This window comes from Streptomyces sp. WMMC500 (assembly GCF_027497195.1).
Taxonomy (GTDB): Bacteria; Actinomycetota; Actinomycetes; order Streptomycetales; family Streptomycetaceae; genus Streptomyces.
The window spans coordinates 5630603-5648327 of record NZ_CP114905.1; the positions used below are offsets into that span (position 1 = coordinate 5630603).

A 17725-nucleotide genomic window follows, 5' to 3' on the forward strand; every position below is an offset into this window, starting at 1 on the left:
TTCCCTTCGCCTCGATATGTTCGGAATTTTGGTATCCTTTTCCTCGTCGTCGCAGCTGGGCTCTGCATCTTCGCAATCGCGCTGTTTTCCGGCTGGGACCCCTCGGCTGCTCCGAGGTCGTAGACCGGACCCCGCGCCTTGGGTTTCGGAGGGTTTGGTAGAGCGGCAGGTTTCACTACCGTAGAAAGTGCAAACCAGTCATGGTTTAGTTACAGGCATGCGCCAGTGACATCCATGGAGGATGTGTGACCGGAGGGCCTGTCGCCAATCCGGACCTTCCTGCGTATTCAGTGGATAAGGCGTCGAGCCAGGTGTGGTGGGGCGGAGCATCCTACATCCCGGGGTTTGGTGTATTCGTGGGAATGAAGTTCTCCTACGTGATCCATTGATTAAAGGGGAAAGGCGTGTCGGAAGATGTGGTATTTGCAGCTTCAAGGTCCCCTGGGCCGCCGCTGGCCACCTTGCTCCTGAGTCTCGTGTTGGTTGCAATCGGCGGAGGTGTTGCATGGAATTTCTTCGGGGTTCCTGAGAAAATCTTTGAAAAATTGTCAGGTAGGAGTGCGGTCGATCCAAAGGTCCCTTTTGGTGGCTCGTTCCGATTTCAGCGTCTCGCGGGTGCTTTCATGGCGATTGGTGGAAGTGTTGGTGTTATTTCCTCTGTGGTTCGGATGATTTAGAGGTCGGTCGTCCTTTTCCAGGTCCCATGCGGCGTCTTCGCTGGCAAGGTGAAAAGTATTACTGTCACGGAACTCTGGGCTGTTGTCGGCGTATCTCTGCAGATGTGGTGGATGTTGTTGATGCGGGCGGTTCTGGAAGCCCGGCAGAGGCCACCAGCCATGCAGTGAAGCAGCTCGAAGCGGCGTCGGAGTGGGTGCGGGCGGCTCTGGCGGATGTGGCAGAAGGGCACCGGTGCCGGGCGATTGGTCTGCAGCAGTGCCGCCCGCCGGCATGGCCAACGGTTCTCGCGGAGAGCCGGTCGGATCGCGCCCGGCGCGCGAGTGAAGGAGAGCTTGGTTTGCGTACGGCTGCCATAGGTACTGTGACAGATAGCGTGTTCGATGTGGGACGTAGCGCTGGCGATGATGACGAGTCTGGCGACGCCGGGCTCCTTGTCGAGCCGGACGAGGCGGGCCTCCGCTCTGCGGAGGTGATCCTCGTCGCATGCCGATACGGGCAGGGCGGGGAGCGTGCCAGTCCTGCCGAACGATCACGCACAACAGGCTGGCCAATCAAGCTGCGGGGTTGCGCGCTACGCCAGCTGGATACACATGGCATCATCATCAGGACAGCGGGCTCATGCAGTTGATCGACAGGAAAGTCCATGCGCAGACAGGGCACACGGGAGGGTTCTGATGACGGAGCTGTTCGAAGACAGCGATTACTACACCGGCCCTCCTGTCGATGGCGACATGATTCGTCGAGCGGAGGAAGTCCTGGGGGTGCGGCTACCGCGCAGTTACGTCGATGTTCTTCTCCTTCGGAACGGGGGAACTCCGAGGCGTCGCTGCTTTCCCACGATCTTTTCGACATCTTGGGCCGAAAATCATTTTGAGATCAGTGGGATTCGAGGGATTGGAGGATCGTGGGGGATTGCCTTGTCGTCGGGCAAGGGCAGCCCATATCTAATCTCGGAGTGGGGGTATCCGGAGATCGGTGTGGTGATTTGCGATACCCCTTCCGCTGGACATGATACGGTCATGCTGGACTACTCTGAATGCGGCCCTAAGGGGGAACCTGCTGTCGCGTATGTTGACGAAGACCGCGTTCCCCGCCGAGTGGCCAACACCTTCGATGAATTCATTAGAGGGCTGGTTTCCTGCGAGTCGATTGAATAGGGATTTTATCCGCTGCACGGAGTTTGCAGGTTGATCGACTCATAGGTTCAGTAGGTCTTCTCAGGGGGATATGATCTCTGTCAGCGTGCTGATCGGCGGATGTCCGGGCTTGACGGGCCCCGGCTCTGGGCAGATGTGAAGTCCCTGGTCGGAACACATCTGCCAGGGCCACTTCCGCTGATCCCCGCAGCCGAGTGCGGGCGCGCAGGGCGGTCTTCGCCCGGTCCTTGGATCCAGCGTGAACAGGGGGATGAACCCGCCGTTTCCGGTGGCTGGATACTGGCTGGATCCCGCTCGGACTTCCGGCGTTTCCGCAGGTCGAAACTGTGTAACCCGTGTTCCGCTTCAATGCATAGGCCACGCAATACCGTGGTTGCGGAGAATTGGCAAACTGCCAGGTCAGGCGGGAGCGGCCCGGTTTCGGGCCGTGTATCGTGGCTGGATTCTGGCTGCATGGCCTGACGGCTCGTGGTTGCGTCCTGGGAAGTGGTGTACGGGTTCGACCTGATCCGGGGGTTTGCTCCGGTGTCAGGATGAGTCCCGCATAGATGAACGGCCACCGGCTGATCTTCGAAGTGTCAAAGCCTCGAAGGAGATCAGCACGATGACCGCACCTGACAGTGTGCCCCTGCACGCCCTGACCGAAGACCATCTCGCCGCGGCGAGTCCGGATCTGCTGCGCGCGATGGTCAAGACGTTCGCCGACGCACTGATGTCCGCGGAAGCCGATGCGGCTTGCGGCGCCCCGTATGGGCAGGTCAGCGACGAGCGGGTCAACCAGCGCAACGGCTACCGCCCACGCGAGTGGGACACCCGCGCAGGCACCGTCGAACTCGCTGTCCCGAAGCTGCGGCACGGTAGCTACTTCCCGCACTGGCTGCTGGAGCGCCGCCGACGGGCCGAGCAGGCCCTGATCAGCGTGGTGGCCACCGCCTACCTGCTGGGCGTCTCCACCCGCCGGGTGGAGAAACTCGCCGAGACCATGGGCGTGACGCAACTGTCGAAGTCGCAGGTCTCGGCGATGGCCAAGCACCTCGACGAGCAGGTCACCATGTTCCGTAACCGGCCACTGGACCAAGGCCCCTACACCTTCGTCTGGGCCGATGCACTGACCCAGAAAGTCCGTGAAGGCGGCCGCATCGCCAACGTCCACGCGCTGATCGCAGTCGGTGTCAACGCCGATGGCCACCGCGAGATCCTCGGCCTGGACATCGCCACCACGGAAGACGGCGCCGGCTGGCTGGCCTTCCTGCGCTCCCTGACCGCCCGCGGCTTATCCGGCGTCCAGCACGTCGTCTCCGACGCCCACCCGGGCCTGGTCGACGCCATCGGCGCCACCCTGCCCGGCGCCTCATGGCAACGCTGCCGCACCCACTACGCCCGCGCCCTGCTGGCCCAGGCACCCAGAACCGCCCAGCCATGGGTGGCGACCATGCTGCGCACAATCTTCGAACAGCCCGACGCCGACGCCGTCCACGCCCAACTACGACACGTCCTCGACGCCCTGGAGACGAAGTTCCCCAAGGCCGCCCAGCATCTCGACACCGCCCAGCACGAACTGCTGTCCTTCACCGCCTACCCCCGCCAGCTCTGGCCCCAGATCTGGTCCAACAACCCACAGGAACGCCTCAACAAGGAGATCCGCCGCCGCACCGACGTCGTCGGCATCTTCCCCGACCGCACCGCCGCCATCCGCCTCATCGGCGCCGTCCTGGCCGAACAGAACGACGAATGGGCCGAAGCCCGCCGCTACATGGGCACCGAACTACTCACCAAAGCCCGCATCCACCCAATCGAGTCAGACACCCACGACCCCATCACCCACACCGAACTCACCGCCTAACCTCAACCAAAGATCACGCCAGTGGCCACCAATACACCACCACAACGGACGTGACCCGGCTCGTCATCTGTCGTCATCATTCGTTCTCCGCACGTTGTGGCGAGCCAGCGCACGGGGTGCGGCGGACGGCATGTACGCCAGGGTCGGCCGAGTTATCGGTAGAACGCACCCCCGGGGGCCCTGCGTGTGTGAACGGCACCGTCGCCGCCCCCGTGGGCCGCGGGCGGGGCCGCTCGGTCATCCCGTTCCCCCTCGAATCCTCGGTAAGGGACCCAGAACATGGGAGCAGGCGGGGACATCGGAGTGCGGGGGCCGTCAGTGATCGCCAGCACGATCCGGGTCAACCGATAGACAGCCGGTCGCCGGTTCGTGTCCTCCGCGATGGACGCTGCGCCTGAACCCACGTCACACGCGATCGCGACATGACCTTCTGCTCCCAACCCAGTGACAGCGATGCCCGCCGCGATCCGGAGGTGCCTGAGTGGCTGACGGAGCCCCTGAGCGAGGAGGCGGCCGAGGGAATCGCACGCGTGTGCCCGGATCTCTTCCGAAGTATGCCGACTTGAGTGCTATTTGGTTCATATCCACTGTGCTTTGACGAAGTACCTATTCCTGACTGGCTGTTCTCTATCCGCTCGGGTGGTCGGTGATGTTCGAACAGGGGCCTGGTGCGGGTGAGTTTGCCGGTGGGGGTGCATGGAAGAAGGGCCTCTTGGTAGCTCGCGGATGTCGAGTCCAGCGAGGAGCAAGAGGCCCTGTTGTCGAAGTGTCGCGTGGTCACGGTTGTCGGGTCCAGTTGGTCCACTCCTGGGTGTGACTGTCTCGCCCACAGGTTCGGGAATGCGGCCGACCGGCCGGGTCGCCGGCCGCGGTACGGCTCGGACATGAGCGATGCCGAGTGGGCTCTGGTGCGGGATCTGCTGCCGGTTCCCGGGTGGCTGGCGGGCCGGGGCGGGCGGCCGGAGGGCTACTGTCACCGACAGATGCTCGACGCGATCCGCTACCTCGTCGACAACGGCATCAAGTGGCGGGCGATGCCGTCGGACTTCCCGCCCTGGCCTCGGGTCTACGCCTTCTTCGCCCGCTGGCGGGATGGGGGACTCGTGGCCGAGTTGCACGACCGGCTGCGTGAGGCTGCCCGCGAGGCCGAGGGACGTGAACGTGAGCCCAGTGCGGGGGTCATCGACTCGCAGTCGGTGAAGGCGGACGCCACCGTCGCTCTCACCTCTCGCGGCTTCGACGCCGGGAAGAAGGTCAACGGGCGCAAGCGGCACCTGCTCACCGACACGCTCGGGCTACTGCTGGCGGTGCTGGTCACGCCTGCGTCGACCACCGACCGGGACGCCGCCCGCGTTCTGCTGCCGGCGGCCCAGGACCGCTTCGGGCGGCTGGCACGGGTCTGGGCCGACGGCGGCTACACCGGCCACCTCGTCGACTGGAGTGCAACACAGCTCGGCATCGCACTCGACATCGTCCGCCGCAGCGACACCGCCCGCGGCTTTGAGGCCCTGCCCCGCCGCTGGGTCGTGGAACGGTCGTTCGCCTGGTGCCTGCGCAGCCGGCGTCTGGTCCGTGACTACGAGCGGCGCACCGACACCAGCGAAGCCGTCATTCTGTGGTCGATGTCCATGCTCACGAGCCGCCGCCTGGCCGCCCGGCACCAGGGTCCTGCTCCGATGCGGGCAGCGTGAATCTGCCCGCCTTCTTCTCGACCAGCCAGCCTCGTTCCACCAGCCGCTTCAGCCGTGCTCTGGCTCCCTCGACACGGGAGGCCGACGCGCTGTCCCAGCCCAGCACCACCGCCGCCCGCCGGGCACCGAGCCCGTCGTCTCCCGCATCGGCCGCAGCAGCCATCAACGCCTGATAGTCCGGCGACAACTCCTCCACTTCACTCGCCTGTCGCCGGTGAGGCACCGCCCGGCGTGGACCGACCGGCTTCCTCCGCGACCCCTCACCGACCACGTCGGCAGGCACGTCCTCCTCAGCCAGCGCCTCCAGATACTGCTCCAGGCCGATCACCCGGCACCAGTGCACCTCTTCCGCCTCCGCCAGAGCCGCCCGCACCCGTTCCAACTCGGCTTCGAGCTGCTTCACCTCCGCGGCCGCGGCCTTCCGCCGCGTTTCCAAAACCGCCCGCATCGACGGCATCCGCCACCTCCACGACATCTCACCCGGCAACGAGCCGAGACTCCCGCAGCAGCAGCTACTTCATGCCTGACCAGCAAAGACCTCACACGAGGTTCGGAAAGAGAACGACCTCTGAAGGGGCAATTGGTGTGATGCAAGTCACGAGTGGCACGGGTGGATTACCGGTTTTGCCCCTTAAGAAGGTCTAGTCCAGTCGCACTCATCCCGTTAGGTTAACGCGACGTTACGTTCCGTTGTCTCAGGGGTGGGGCTCTGTGGTGATGCGTGAGCAATGGCGGCGATATCGGGCTTGGTTGATGGCGGGGTTGGGCGCTGCGCTGCTTCTGGGCATGGCGCCCGTCGTGGATGCGAGTGCCGCTCCGGGCAACACGCGCGCGCTCTCGGCGGCGTCGGATGCCAAGGCTGGTGCGGCGGCCGCGGACACCGAGGCTGCGGACACCGAGGAACAGGCGGCCGCACTGGCGGAACGTACCGGTGAGCCGGTAGAGATCGCCTCGCTGCGCGGAGAAACCAGCGACGTGTTCGCCACCCCTGACGGCAACCTGGAGGCGCGCGAGTACCTCCGGCCCGTACGGACCCGCGTGGGCGGTGAGTGGAAGGCCATCGACACCCGACTGGCCCCGGCCGACGGCGGCATGGTGGCGCCGGGAGCGACCACCGTGGGGATGGAGTTCTCCGGCGGCGGAACGGCGCCGCTAGTGCGGATGTCCAGGGCCGGGCGGGAGTTGTCACTCTCGTGGCCGGGCGCGCTGCCGCAGCCGCGGCTGGAGGGGGATGCGGCCGTCTACCCCGAGGTGCTGCCGGGGGTCGACCTGCGCATGGGGGTGCAGGCTGACGGCTTCACCCAACTGCTGGTGGTCAAGTCCGCCGAGGCGGCGCAGAATCCGGAGTTGGCGGAGCTTCGGCTGCATCTGGACTCGACGGGGATGTCGGTGCGCGAGACCGCGGCCGGCGGCCTTGAAGCGGTCGATGCCGGGGCCGGGGGTGCGGTGTTCGAGGCGCCGCAGCCGGTGATGTGGGACTCCAGCGGCGGGACCACCCCCGGCGCCCGCGGTGCGGCCGGCAGCGATCCTGCGGATGAGCCGGCGGCGGGGGAGTCGGGCAAGCTGGCGCCGGTCGATGTCGAGGTCGCGCAGGCGCCTGACCAGTTGGTGCTCACGCCGGACCCTCGGGTATTGAAGGGCGCGGACACGGTGTATCCGGTGTTCATCGATCCGCAGTGGTACTCGCCGCGGGCGTCGGCGTGGACGTTCGCGTCGAAGTACTGGGCGTCGTCGCCGCAGTGGAAGTTCAACGGTGAGGACAACGCCGGGATGGGTTACTGCGGCTGGGACTACTGCGCGCCGCACGACACAAAGCGTGTCTTCTACCGCATCCCGACGTCCCGCTTCGCGGGCAAGTCGATCCTGTCGGCGGAGTTCGTCGTACGCAACATCTGGTCCGCCTCCTGTTCCGAGCGGAGCGTGGAGCTGTGGCGGACGAAGGACATCAGCTCGTCCACCACGTGGAACAGCCAGGATGCGGGTTCCGGGTTCTGGCTGGACAAGCTGGACACGCGATCGTTCGCGTACGGCCATGACGGCTGTGCCGGGAAGGACGCGGAGTTCGGTATCAAGTCCGCGGTGCAGCAGGCGGCGAACAACAAGTGGTCGACGATGACGTTCGGGCTGCGTGCGGCCAGCGAGGATGACAAGTACGCGTGGAAGCGGTTCTCGGACAAGGCGTTCCTGCGGGTGAAGTACAACCGTCCGCCGCCGCAGATCAAGATGGCGCAACTCACCATGGAGTACGGCGGAGTGTGTAAGCGGCCCGGTGAGAAGGCCCGCATCCGCTCGTTGGGCAAGATCTCCGCCAACGAGATCCGGGACCCGGACGGTGACCACGTCGCGGTGCAGTTCCAGGCCAAGTGGACCGACGCGAGCGGTGCAACTCATAGGTGGAGTCCGTCTCGGACTCCGTTCGAGCCGTCCGGATCCAGCTTCACGGTCTCACTGCCGAATTCGGGCTCCAACTCCATCCCGAAGAACGAGAACGTGAACTGGTATGCCCGCGCCTATGACGGGGCGCAGTGGTCGCCGTGGTCGTACTCGGGTGATACGAAGACCGCCTGCTACTTCGTCTGGGACACGAACGAGCCCGCTGCGCCCACCGTCGTGTCAGGTGAGTATCCGGAATCCGATCCGGCGGACCCGAATGATCCATGGCTCGACGGAGTCGGCCAGTACGGGACGTTCACTCTCGACTCACCCTCGTCAGATGCGAACCGCTACTGGTACGGCGTCAACGGTGACCCCGTCCCCGGCAATCAGATCTCCACTTCTGGCGGCGCCGCCAGGGACGTGAAGATCCTCCCGACCCGGTCCGGGCTGAACTTCATCACGGTCCAGTCCTTGGATACCGCCGGTAACAACAGCACGATCCGCACCTACCAGTTCCGGGTGAAGGCGGGTCAGCCGGATCGTGCGACGTGGCAGTTCGACGAGCCGGCCGGTGCGACGCAGGCGGAGGGCTCCACGCCTGCACGGACGCTGGCCCTCAAGGGCGGGGCGGCCACCGGCGCCGCCGGGGCTGATGGCACGGCGCTCGGGCTGAACGGCACCGATGCCTATGCGGCCACTGATCTGTCGCCGGTCAACAACACCGGCGGTTTCACGGTCTCGGCGTGGGTGAAGCTGGATGCCAAACCGGTGACCGGGGCGGCGGTGGTCGCTTCGCAGCCGGGTAACGAGCGGATGGGTTTCGCCCTCCACTACGCGGCCGCCCATGACCGCTGGATCTTCAACGGTTTCTCCGCCGATACCCCCGACGCCACCGTCCACCGGGCCATGGCACCCAACCCCGGCGGCGTGCAGACCGGCACCTGGACCCATCTGGTCGGCTCGTACGACTCCGTCGAGGACAAGCTGCGGCTGTTCGTCAACGGCACCCTCGTCGGCGAGACCGCCTTCGTCAGCACCTGGAACGCGCGCCGCGGCCTGCAACTCGGCGCCGGCTCGGGCAGCGGTGTGGCGAAGGACTTCTTCCCCGGCACCCTCGACAAGGTCCAGATCTTCGACAAACGCATCGCCCAGGACGAGGTCGACAAGCTCTACGCCAAGCAGACCATCGGCGACCCCGGCCGCCCCGCCATCGCCGTCTTCGAACTCGACGAACCGGCTGGCGCCACCGAGGTCTCCGGCCGCGGCGGCGTCCTCCCCGCCCACTACCACGGCGGCGTGACCACCGGCGTGCCCGGCGTGGCCGGCAAGGCCACGAAGTTCAACGGCACCGACGGCTACGCCCGCATCGGCCAGACCTCCGGACCGCACATCAACAGCGAACGCTCCTTCGCCGTCTCCGCCTGGGCGAAACTCGACGCCAAACCAGACCGCCAGGCGACCGTCGTCGCGCAGGCAGGCGAGTTCGCCCTGGGCTTCGAGCTCTACTACTCAGCCGCCTACGACCGCTGGGTCTTCAACCAGTACGCCTCCGACACCCCCGGCGCACCCATCATCCGTGCCATGGCCGACCAGCCAGGAGACGCCTACGCGGGCACCTGGGCACACCTGGTGGGCGTGCACGACACCACCGCCAACACCCTCACCCTCTACATCAACGGCAAGAAGGCCGGCTCCACCACCCTGGTGGACGCCTTCTACGCCGCCGGCTCCATGTACGTCGGTGCCGTCTCCGTCAACAACAACCTCAAGAGCCACTTCCCCGGCACCATCGACGACGTCCGCCTCTTCGACCGCCCCATCTCCCCGGCCGAGGTCCAGCAGCTCTACAAGCAGCGTGCCTTCGTCAAAGGCCGGTGGCTCTTCGAGGAGATGTCGGGCGGCGTCCCGGCCACCACCCCGGACGCCAGCGGGGAGGGCAGGCCCATGACCCTTGAGGGCGGAGCAAAACTGGGTCCAGGCTGGATCGACTTCTCCGGTCTGCAACTCGACGGCGTCGACGACCACGCTGCCGCGAGCATGCCGGTGGACACATCAGGCAGTTTCACCCTCACCGGCTGGGCCCAGGCCGCGGCCATGCCCGGCGGCGCAGTGACCGTAGCCAGCGCCGAAGGCGGCGCCACCAACGCCTTCTCCGTCCGGTACCTGCCGGACGCGGGGGATCCGAACGCGCCGGGAAGATGGCAGGTCGTGCTGCCGTCATCCGATGCCGCGGATGCGCCGGTGGTGCGCGCGGACAACGCGAACTTCTCCGACGTACGCGAGTGGAATCACCTGGCGCTGGTGTACGACGGCTTCGCCCGGGAGCTGAAGCTGTACGTCAACGGCGTACTGGAGGAGACCGCCTGCTCCGACAGCGACGGCGACGGCGAGCCTGACCAGGCCGGGTGCAAGGACCTGGTGCCGTGGGCGGAGCACGCGCAGTCGTTCAAGGCAACCGGTGAACTGCAGATCGGCCGCGCGAAGACAGCCGGCGGCTTCGATGAGTACTTCCCCGGGACGATCGACGACGTCTGGGCCTTCCAGGGCCCGCTGAGCGAAGACCAGGTCGCCTGGCTCGCCTCGCAGTGGTTCGACGTGCCCACCCAGGTGCCGCCGGGCGGCTGACGCACCGCCGAATTCCGCCAGCCAGTCTTCGATCTTCTCTTCTGATGCCCGCTGCTGTTGGTCGGCGGGCGCCGCGCCCGGGAGGGGCAAGCATGAGCATGATCAGAGCGCGTGTGCGTATCAGGGCCGGGCTGCGCCGAAAGGTGGCTCTCGGCGCGGCCGCGGTGATGAGCGCTACGTTGCTGCAGGCTGCAGCTCTACCGGCGGCCACCGCCGACAGCGGGGGATTGCCCCAAGCGCCCTCGCCCGGCGAGACAGTCCCCGGCACGGTGGGCAAAGTCAAGCCCCGCCCCCAGAGCGACGGTCCCCGCACGCCGGTACGAGCCCCCGAGGCGACATGGCCCAAACCGGGTAGCACGACCGTCGAGATTCAAGCCGCGGGCGCGCGTAAGGCGGATTCGGCCGGCGGGCCACCCGTCCGGCTGATTGCCGCGAAGGTCGGCGGGAAGCAAGCCGAGCGGTTCGCGACCGGCCGAGCCGAGATCAGGGCCTTGGACCGCACGACTGCGGAGAAGACCGGTGCCAACGGGCCCGTGTTCAGCGTCACCGGCAAGGACGGTACGCAGGGTCGTGCCGGCGTCGAAGTGGACTACAGCAGTTTCGCGGAGGCGTATGGCGGCAGCTATGCCTCCCGGCTCACGCTGGTCCAGTTGCCCGCCTGCGCACTGACCACCCCCGCGAAAACGGCCTGCCACACGGCCAGGCCCATCACGACGACCAACGACACCGAGAACCAGACTCTGACCGGCGACGCGGTCGCTCTGCGCGCTGGCGAGCCGACAGTCCTGGCTGTCACCACCGCGGCGGAGGGCGATCAGGGTGACTTCAAGGCCACCCAGTTGTCTCCCTCCGCGACCTGGAACACCAACCTGAATACGGGCGACTTCACGTGGAGCTACGACCTTCCCGTCCCTGAGGTGCCCGGTGAGCTGACTCCGAAGGTCGGCCTGTCGTACTCCTCCGGTGGCGTCGACGGCCGCACCGGCGGTACGAACAACCAGTCCTCGTGGGTGGGCGACGGATTCGAGATGTGGCCCGGGTTCATCGAGCGCCGCTACAAGCCGTGCGCGGACGACGGGGTCGAACACCCTGACGGCAACAAGCCGGCCGACCTGTGCTGGGGCTACGACAACGCGTTCATCTCCTTCAACGGCCAAGCCGGCGAACTCGTCCCGGCCGGCGCCGACGAGTGGAAGCTGAAGAAGGATGACGGCACGCGCATCAAGCGTCTGGAGTCCGCCGACCGCGGCAACGGCGACAACGACGGCGAATACTGGCGGCTGACCGACCCCAACGGCATCCGCTACTACTTCGGCTACAACCGGCTGCCCGGCTGGGCCAGCGGCAAGGAGACCACCGGTTCGGCCTGGAAGGTCCCGGTGTTCGGCGACGACTCCGGCGAGCCGTGCCACGACGCCGCCGGCTTCGGTTCGTCCTGGTGCCAGCAGGCCTGGCGCTGGAACCTCGACTACGTCGTCGACCCGCACGGCAACGCCATCTCCTACTACTACCACCAGGAGGAGAACTCCTACGGCCGCAACCTGAAGGCGGACAACAACACCCGCTACACCCGCGGCGGCAGCCTGGACCGTATCGAGTACGGGCTGAAGCACTCCTCGGTGTACGACACGAAGCCCCTGGCCAAGGTCGACTTCAGCAGCGGTGAGCGCTGCCTGCCCAACGCGCAGACGACCTGTGACTCGATCGGCAGCGACTCCGCCTACTGGTACGACACGCCCTGGGACCTGAACTGCGGCGAAACGGCCACCTGCGACCAGGGCCGGTACTCGCCCAGCTTCTGGACCCGCAAGCGCCTGACCGAAGTAGTCACCCAGGTCCTCAAGAGCGACGGGACCTACGGCCCGGTCGACTCCTGGAAGCTGGCACACCGCTGGGGCCAGGCCGACATCGACTACCAGCTCCTGCTCGACTCGATCCAGCGCACCGGGCACACGGCCACTCCGGCGATCACCCTGCCGAAGACCACCTTCGCCTACACCCAACTGGCCAACCGCCTGGACAAAACCGGAGACGGCTACGCGCCCTTCATCAAGGCCCGGCTGTCCAGCGTCGCCGACGAGTACGGCGGCCAAATCACCGCCAACTACTCTCAACCAGCCTGCGACTGGGACGCGCTGCCCACCCCGCAGACGAACACCACCCGCTGCTTCCCGCAATACATCGGCGGCAGCGCCACCGCCGATCCGGAGCGGCAGTGGTTCAACAAATACGTCACCGTCTCCGTGACCGGTACCGACCGCACCGGCGGCGCCTCCGGTTCGATGACCCGCTACGAATATCTGGGCGGGGCGGCCTGGCACTACGACGATGACGACGGTCTGACGAAGGAGAAGTTCAAGACCTGGTCCCAGTGGCGCGGCTACGGCCAGGTGCGCGTCAAGACCGGCGGGCTGCTCGGCGACGAGGCGATGGAGTCCCAGTCCGACACCTACTTCCTGCGCGGAATGCACGGCGACCGCGAGAGCCCCACCGGCGGCACCAAGAACGTGTCCGTCAGCCTCGGAAGCGGCGAGGGCGACCCGCTCACCGACCATGAGTCGGCCGCCGGCTTCGCGTACAAGACGGTCGAGTTCTCCGGCCCCGGCGGCAAGGTGCTGAACAAGGCCGTCAGCCGGCCCTGGCACCACCAGACGGCGAAGAAGGAACGCAACTGGGGCACGGTCACCGCCAACTTCACCGGCGCCGCGCAGCGCAAGACCTTCACCTCCCTGGACAACGGCGCCGGGAGCGACTGGCGCACTACCCAGGTCAGCAACACCTACGACACCGTCGCCGGGCGCGTCACCCACGTGGACGACTTCGGTGACACCTCCACCGCGGTCGACAACCGCTGCACCCGCACCACGTACGCGACCAACGCGGACGACAACATCCTCACCTTGCCTGCCCGGGTCGAGACGGTCGCCAAGGGCTGCGACGGGACGGTTGACCGCACCAAGGATGTGATCTCCGATACCCGCACCGCCTACGACGGCGACGCCATCACCGCCGCCCCCGGCAAGCCGACGAAGGGTGACGCCACCGCCACCGCCGTACTGAAATCCCGCACCGCCTCCGAGGCGGTGTACCTGGAATCCGGCGCAACCTACGACGCCTACGGCCGTGAGACCAGCGCCACCGACCTGACCGCGAACCTGGTGTTCGACGCGGTTGGCACGTTCGTCTCACGGACGCAGCGGGACGACGGCCGCACCGACAAGACCCAGTACAAACCTGCCGCCGGCCTGGTCACCCAGGTCGTCACGACCACTCCACCGGCCAAGGCGGGGGACGCCACCACGGCGCAGACCACGACGACGGATGTGGGCACGCTGCGCGGCCTGCCGACCAGGGAAACCGACACGAACGGGAAGGCCACCGAGTTCGCCTACGACGCACTCGGCCGTTCCACCAAAGTCTGGCTGCCCGACCGCAAGACCGGCCAGTTGCCCACACACGAGTTCGACTACCAGGTCACCGAGGGCAAGCCGGTCGCCGTATCCACCAAGACGCTCACCGAGGGCGGCGGCGGGCAGCTCACCTCCTACTTGCTGTATGACGGCTTCCTGCGCGAGCGTCAGACCCAAACCCCCGGGCCCGATGGCGGGCGGCTGGTCAACGACGTCCTCTACAACGAGCGCGGTCTGAGGGAGAAGGTCTTCTCTCAGTACTACGCCACTGGCGCCCCCGCCGCGGCCCTGTTCGAGCCGGTCGACGCGCTGAGCGTAGAGACCCAGACCTGGTTCGGCTACGACGGTCTGGGCCGGGTCATCAAGGAGCAGCAGGTCTCCGGCAACGGCGAAGGCAATCCCCACCGGGTCCTCGCCACCACGACCACCAGCTACCACGGTGACCGCACCACCGTGATCCCGCCGCCAGGCGGCACGGCCACCACCACGCTGACCGATGCCCGCGGGCAGACCACCGAACTGCGCCAGCACCACGCCCGCGTGGCCGAGGCTGCCTACGACACCACGCGCTACGACTACACGCCCCGAGGCGAGCTGGCGAAGTTCACCGACCCCGCCGGCAACGAATGGTCCTACCGCTACGACCAACTCGGCAGGCAGACCACGGCGAACGACCCCGACAAGGGGACCACCACCTCCACGTACGACGACCGCGGCCAGCTCACCACGACCACCGACGCCCGCGGGGTGAAGCTCGCCCACGTCTATGACGGCCTGGGTCGCAAGACCGAGCTGCGCAACGACTCACCGACCGGAACCCTGCGGTCCCAGTGGGTCTACGACACCATCCCCGGTGCCAAGGGACAGCTCGCCACCTCCACCCGCTACGAAGACGGCGCCGCCTACACCTCCCGAGTCACCGCCTACGACCAGCTCTACCGGCCGATCAGAACCGCCGTCACCATCCCCGCCAAGGAGGGCGCGCTGGCCGGCACCTACCAGGCCGGCACCGCTTACAAGCCCAACGGCCTCGTCGGGGGGGAAACCTACTCCGCGGCCGGATCACTACCCGGCGGCGGCATCACCTTCGCCTACGACGACATCCTGCGGCCCACCAAGGCCTACGGCCTCTGGGGCAGCTCGTCCGTCATCGCCTACCGCAACACCGGCCAGCCGATGCAGTACGACCTGGCCGCCAGCGACGGCAGCCAGCGCGCCAGGATCACCAACACCTACGAGTGGGGCACCCAGCGCCTGAAGAACTCCCGCGTGGACCGGGAGAACGTCCCCGGTGTCGAGAAGTACGCCACGTACGCCTACGACGAGACCGGCAACATCACCTCGGTCTCGGACGTCAACCGCACCGGCACCGACAACCAGTGCTTCACCTACGACTACCTGCGCCGCCTGACCGAAGCCTGGACCGAAGCCGACGAGAACTGCGAGACGGCACCGTCCCCAGGCGTAGTGGGCGGCCCGGCGGCGTACTGGCAGTCCTTCACCTACGACAAGGCCGGCAACCGCACCACCCACACCGACCACACCGCGCCCGGCGGCGCAGCCCAGGACACCGAGTACACCTACAGCTATCCGGCCCCCGGCCAGCCGCAGCCCCACACCCTCACGGACGTGACCAGCACCGGCCCGACGGGCACCAGCACCGACAGCTACACCTACGACGAAGCCGGCAACACGACCACCCGCACCCTGGCCGGGAACACCCAGACCCTGACCTGGGACGCGGAGGGCCACCTGGCTTCGGTCTCCGAACCGGACGGCGCCGGCGGCACGAAGAGCACCTCATATCTCTACGACGCCGACGGCAATCGCCTCATCGGCCGCACCCCCGCCGAGACGACCCTCTACCTCGGGCACACCGAGGTCACCCTCCCCAAGGGCGCCACAAAGGCCCAGGCCACCCGCTACTACGACCTCGGCGACGGCCACCAGGCCGTCCAGGAAGACGACGGCAGCGTCTGGTTCACCATCGCCGACCACCACTCCACCGGCCAACTCGCCATCAACGCGGCCAACACGGACCTCCAGCGCCGCCGGGAACTGCCCTTCGGCAGCCCCCGCGGCCAGGAACCGGCCGACTGGCCCGGCAGCAAGGGCTTCGTCGGCGGCACCACCGACACCACCACCGGCCTGACCCACCTCGGCGCACGCGAGTACGACCCGACAACCGGCAGATTCATCTCCGTCGACCCACTGATGGATCTCACCGACCCCCAGCAATGGCACGGATACGCCTACGCCAACAACAACCCGATCACCCACGCCGACCCCACCGGCCTCTTCTGGAAAGGCATCATCGACCTCATCCAGGAAACGGTCGAACGGGTCGTCCAGCACAAGAACTACCACCGCAGCGTCTCCAGCGGCGGCAGCAGAGGAGGCGGCGGAGGCGGCACGACCGCAACCCAGGCAGCCTTCACCGCCGCCCCGGCAGGCGGGTGTGTGGGCGTGGCCTGCATACCCCGCATCACTCTGCCCTGGAAGGAGACAGTGGAGGGGTGGTTTGAGAACATCGTGCCGGGATGGGGTTGCTTGATTAATCCCGGATTCAACTTGGACTGCGGGGCGGCTGTCCTGGAAGTCCCGATGACCAAGGCCGTCGGGGCCGTGATGAAAGCCGGCAAGAAGATCGCCGACAAGATTCTGGATGCCCGGAAGGCCAAGAAGGCCGACGAGGCGAAGCCCAAAGCAGATTCCAAATCACCTGAGTGTGAAAGCAACAGCTTTACCGCTGGCACGCCGGTTCTGATGGCCGACGGCACCACGAAACCCATCGAAGACGTGAAGGTCGGCGACAAGGTACTTGCCACCGACCCCGAAACCGGGGAAACCAGCGTCGAAACCGTCACAGCAGAGATCATCGGCACCGGGTCCAAGAACATTGTCGAGATCACCATCGACCTCGACGGCAAACAAGGGAAGAAGACCGCTACCGTCACCGCCACCGACGGCCACCCCTTCTGGGTCCCCGAACTCGGCGAATGGATCGACGCCACCGACCTGCAGACCGGCCAGATGCTGCAGACCAGCGCAGGCGCCCACATCCAGATCACCGCAATCAAACGATGGACCACACAGACCACCGTCTACAATCTCACTGTCAGCGACAAACACACGTACTATGTGCTGGCGGGGCAGACGCCAGTCCTCGTTCACAATTCGAATGGGATTTGCGGAAGTGCGGATGCGCACAGCTTCAGGCGTACGGAGGCTCTGTCAGGAAACGCGTCCAAGAGGAACGTCGATTCGCTGACTGCTTCAATGAAGGAGAATGGCTGGCAGGGTGATCCGATATCCGTGGCGAAGATCGGGGATGACCTGTACGTCCTGGACGGCCACCACCGTGTTGCTGCGGCGAAGCGTGCAGGGATTGACGTGCCGTATCGGGTGCTTTCGGATGCTGACATTCGTGCCAGGTATCCCGGGGGTGCCGATGACATCACAACTGCTTGGGCTGAGGTAGGGCCGGACCGCCTAGTGAACAAGTACAAGAGACCGGGGTATCGATGACAGGCCAGCCTTTGAGGGAAGTCGAGGCGTACTTGCAGGCCCTCTCCCGGGTGCGCAGCGCTGTTCAGCGCTGTCACCCGGGTGGTCAGGGGCTGGCTAGCATCCTCCACCTGTATCGGTCGCGATCCCTGGAGAAGGCCGGGCGCATCCAGGAAAGTGTTGAATACAACGTCCACGGTTCTGGATGCCTTTTCATTGAGGCCAGTGGAGCCGAGGTTGACGTGGACTTCCTAGAGGAAGGGACGGAAGTCTTTGATGCCTGGAGGATCAGGAGGCTTTCGGTAAGTATCGGCGAGGAATCCTCGGAAAGCCTGGACGAAATCGTTGCCGCGTGCAGAAAACTGGTATCGCTCGGACGTTTGTCTGAGCCGCGCAGCGGATGGTTTTCGGCAGTTGAGTAGCGCCATCCCCTGGTTT

General features: G+C 66.3%; 8 protein-coding genes. 7 read left to right on the forward strand and 1 reads right to left on the reverse strand.

The window, feature by feature from the left end; translation table 11 throughout:
• Positions 1-404 precede the first annotated feature (404 nt).
• The 4 genes from O7599_RS24270 to O7599_RS24285 all read left to right on the forward strand — a co-directional run bounded on the left by O7599_RS24270 (position 405) and on the right by O7599_RS24285 (position 5369).
• Complete coding sequence (locus O7599_RS24270; protein WP_281617728.1) at positions 405-677, forward strand: hypothetical protein; 273 nt, start codon at positions 405-407, stop codon at positions 675-677.
• 675 nt (positions 678-1352) lie between these two features.
• On the forward strand, positions 1353-1835 hold the full coding sequence (locus tag O7599_RS24275; protein ID WP_281617729.1) for an SMI1/KNR4 family protein: 483 nt from the start codon (positions 1353-1355) through the stop codon (positions 1833-1835).
• 604 nt (positions 1836-2439) lie between these two features.
• Positions 2440-3678 (forward strand): IS256 family transposase, encoded by a 1239-nt coding sequence (locus O7599_RS24280; protein WP_281617730.1) that lies wholly within the window; start codon positions 2440-2442, stop codon positions 3676-3678.
• Between the two features lie 884 nt (positions 3679-4562).
• Positions 4563-5369: an IS5 family transposase gene (locus tag O7599_RS24285; protein WP_281617731.1), complete on the forward strand. Its 807-nt coding sequence runs from the start codon at positions 4563-4565 to the stop codon at positions 5367-5369.
• Here the strand turns inward: O7599_RS24285 and O7599_RS24290 are convergent.
• Positions 5311-5817: a hypothetical protein gene (locus O7599_RS24290; protein ID WP_281623316.1), complete on the reverse strand. Its 507-nt coding sequence runs from the start codon at positions 5815-5817 to the stop codon at positions 5311-5313. The two genes, O7599_RS24285 and O7599_RS24290, sit on opposite strands and share 59 nt — an antisense overlap.
• A gap of 644 nt (positions 5818-6461) precedes the next feature.
• Here O7599_RS24290 and O7599_RS24295 point away from each other — a divergent pair.
• The 3 genes from O7599_RS24295 to O7599_RS24305 all read left to right on the forward strand — a co-directional run bounded on the left by O7599_RS24295 (position 6462) and on the right by O7599_RS24305 (position 17709).
• Entirely contained in the window at positions 6462-10370 is a 3909-nt protein-coding gene (locus tag O7599_RS24295) for a LamG-like jellyroll fold domain-containing protein (RefSeq protein ID WP_281623494.1), read from the forward strand.
• Between the two features lie 98 nt (positions 10371-10468).
• Positions 10469-17308: a polymorphic toxin-type HINT domain-containing protein gene (locus O7599_RS24300; protein ID WP_281623495.1), complete on the forward strand. Its 6840-nt coding sequence runs from the start codon at positions 10469-10471 to the stop codon at positions 17306-17308.
• A complete protein-coding gene (locus O7599_RS24305) occupies positions 17305-17709 on the forward strand; it encodes a hypothetical protein (protein ID WP_281617732.1) in 405 nt (134 codons plus the stop codon). The genes O7599_RS24300 and O7599_RS24305 overlap by 4 nt, the downstream gene beginning before the upstream one ends.
• The last annotated feature ends 16 nt before the right edge of the window (positions 17710-17725 follow it).

What these genes read in the sequence shown, in the direction of transcription:
- O7599_RS24295 (WP_281623494.1), top strand. Translation starts at nt 6,462, where the DNA reads ATGGTGGCGCCGGGAGCGACCACCGTGGGGATGGAGTTCTCCGGCGGC.
- O7599_RS24275 (WP_281617729.1), top strand. Translation starts at nt 1,353, where the DNA reads ATGACGGAGCTGTTCGAAGACAGCGATTACTACACCGGCCCTCCTGTC.
- O7599_RS24285 (WP_281617731.1), top strand. Translation starts at nt 4,563, where the DNA reads ATGAGCGATGCCGAGTGGGCTCTGGTGCGGGATCTGCTGCCGGTTCCC.
- O7599_RS24305 (WP_281617732.1), top strand. Translation starts at nt 17,305, where the DNA reads ATGACAGGCCAGCCTTTGAGGGAAGTCGAGGCGTACTTGCAGGCCCTC.
- O7599_RS24300 (WP_281623495.1), top strand. Translation starts at nt 10,469, where the DNA reads ATGATCAGAGCGCGTGTGCGTATCAGGGCCGGGCTGCGCCGAAAGGTG.
- O7599_RS24280 (WP_281617730.1), top strand. Translation starts at nt 2,440, where the DNA reads ATGACCGCACCTGACAGTGTGCCCCTGCACGCCCTGACCGAAGACCAT.
- O7599_RS24290 (WP_281623316.1), bottom strand. Translation starts at nt 5,817, where the DNA reads ATGCGGGCGGTTTTGGAAACGCGGCGGAAGGCCGCGGCCGCGGAGGTG.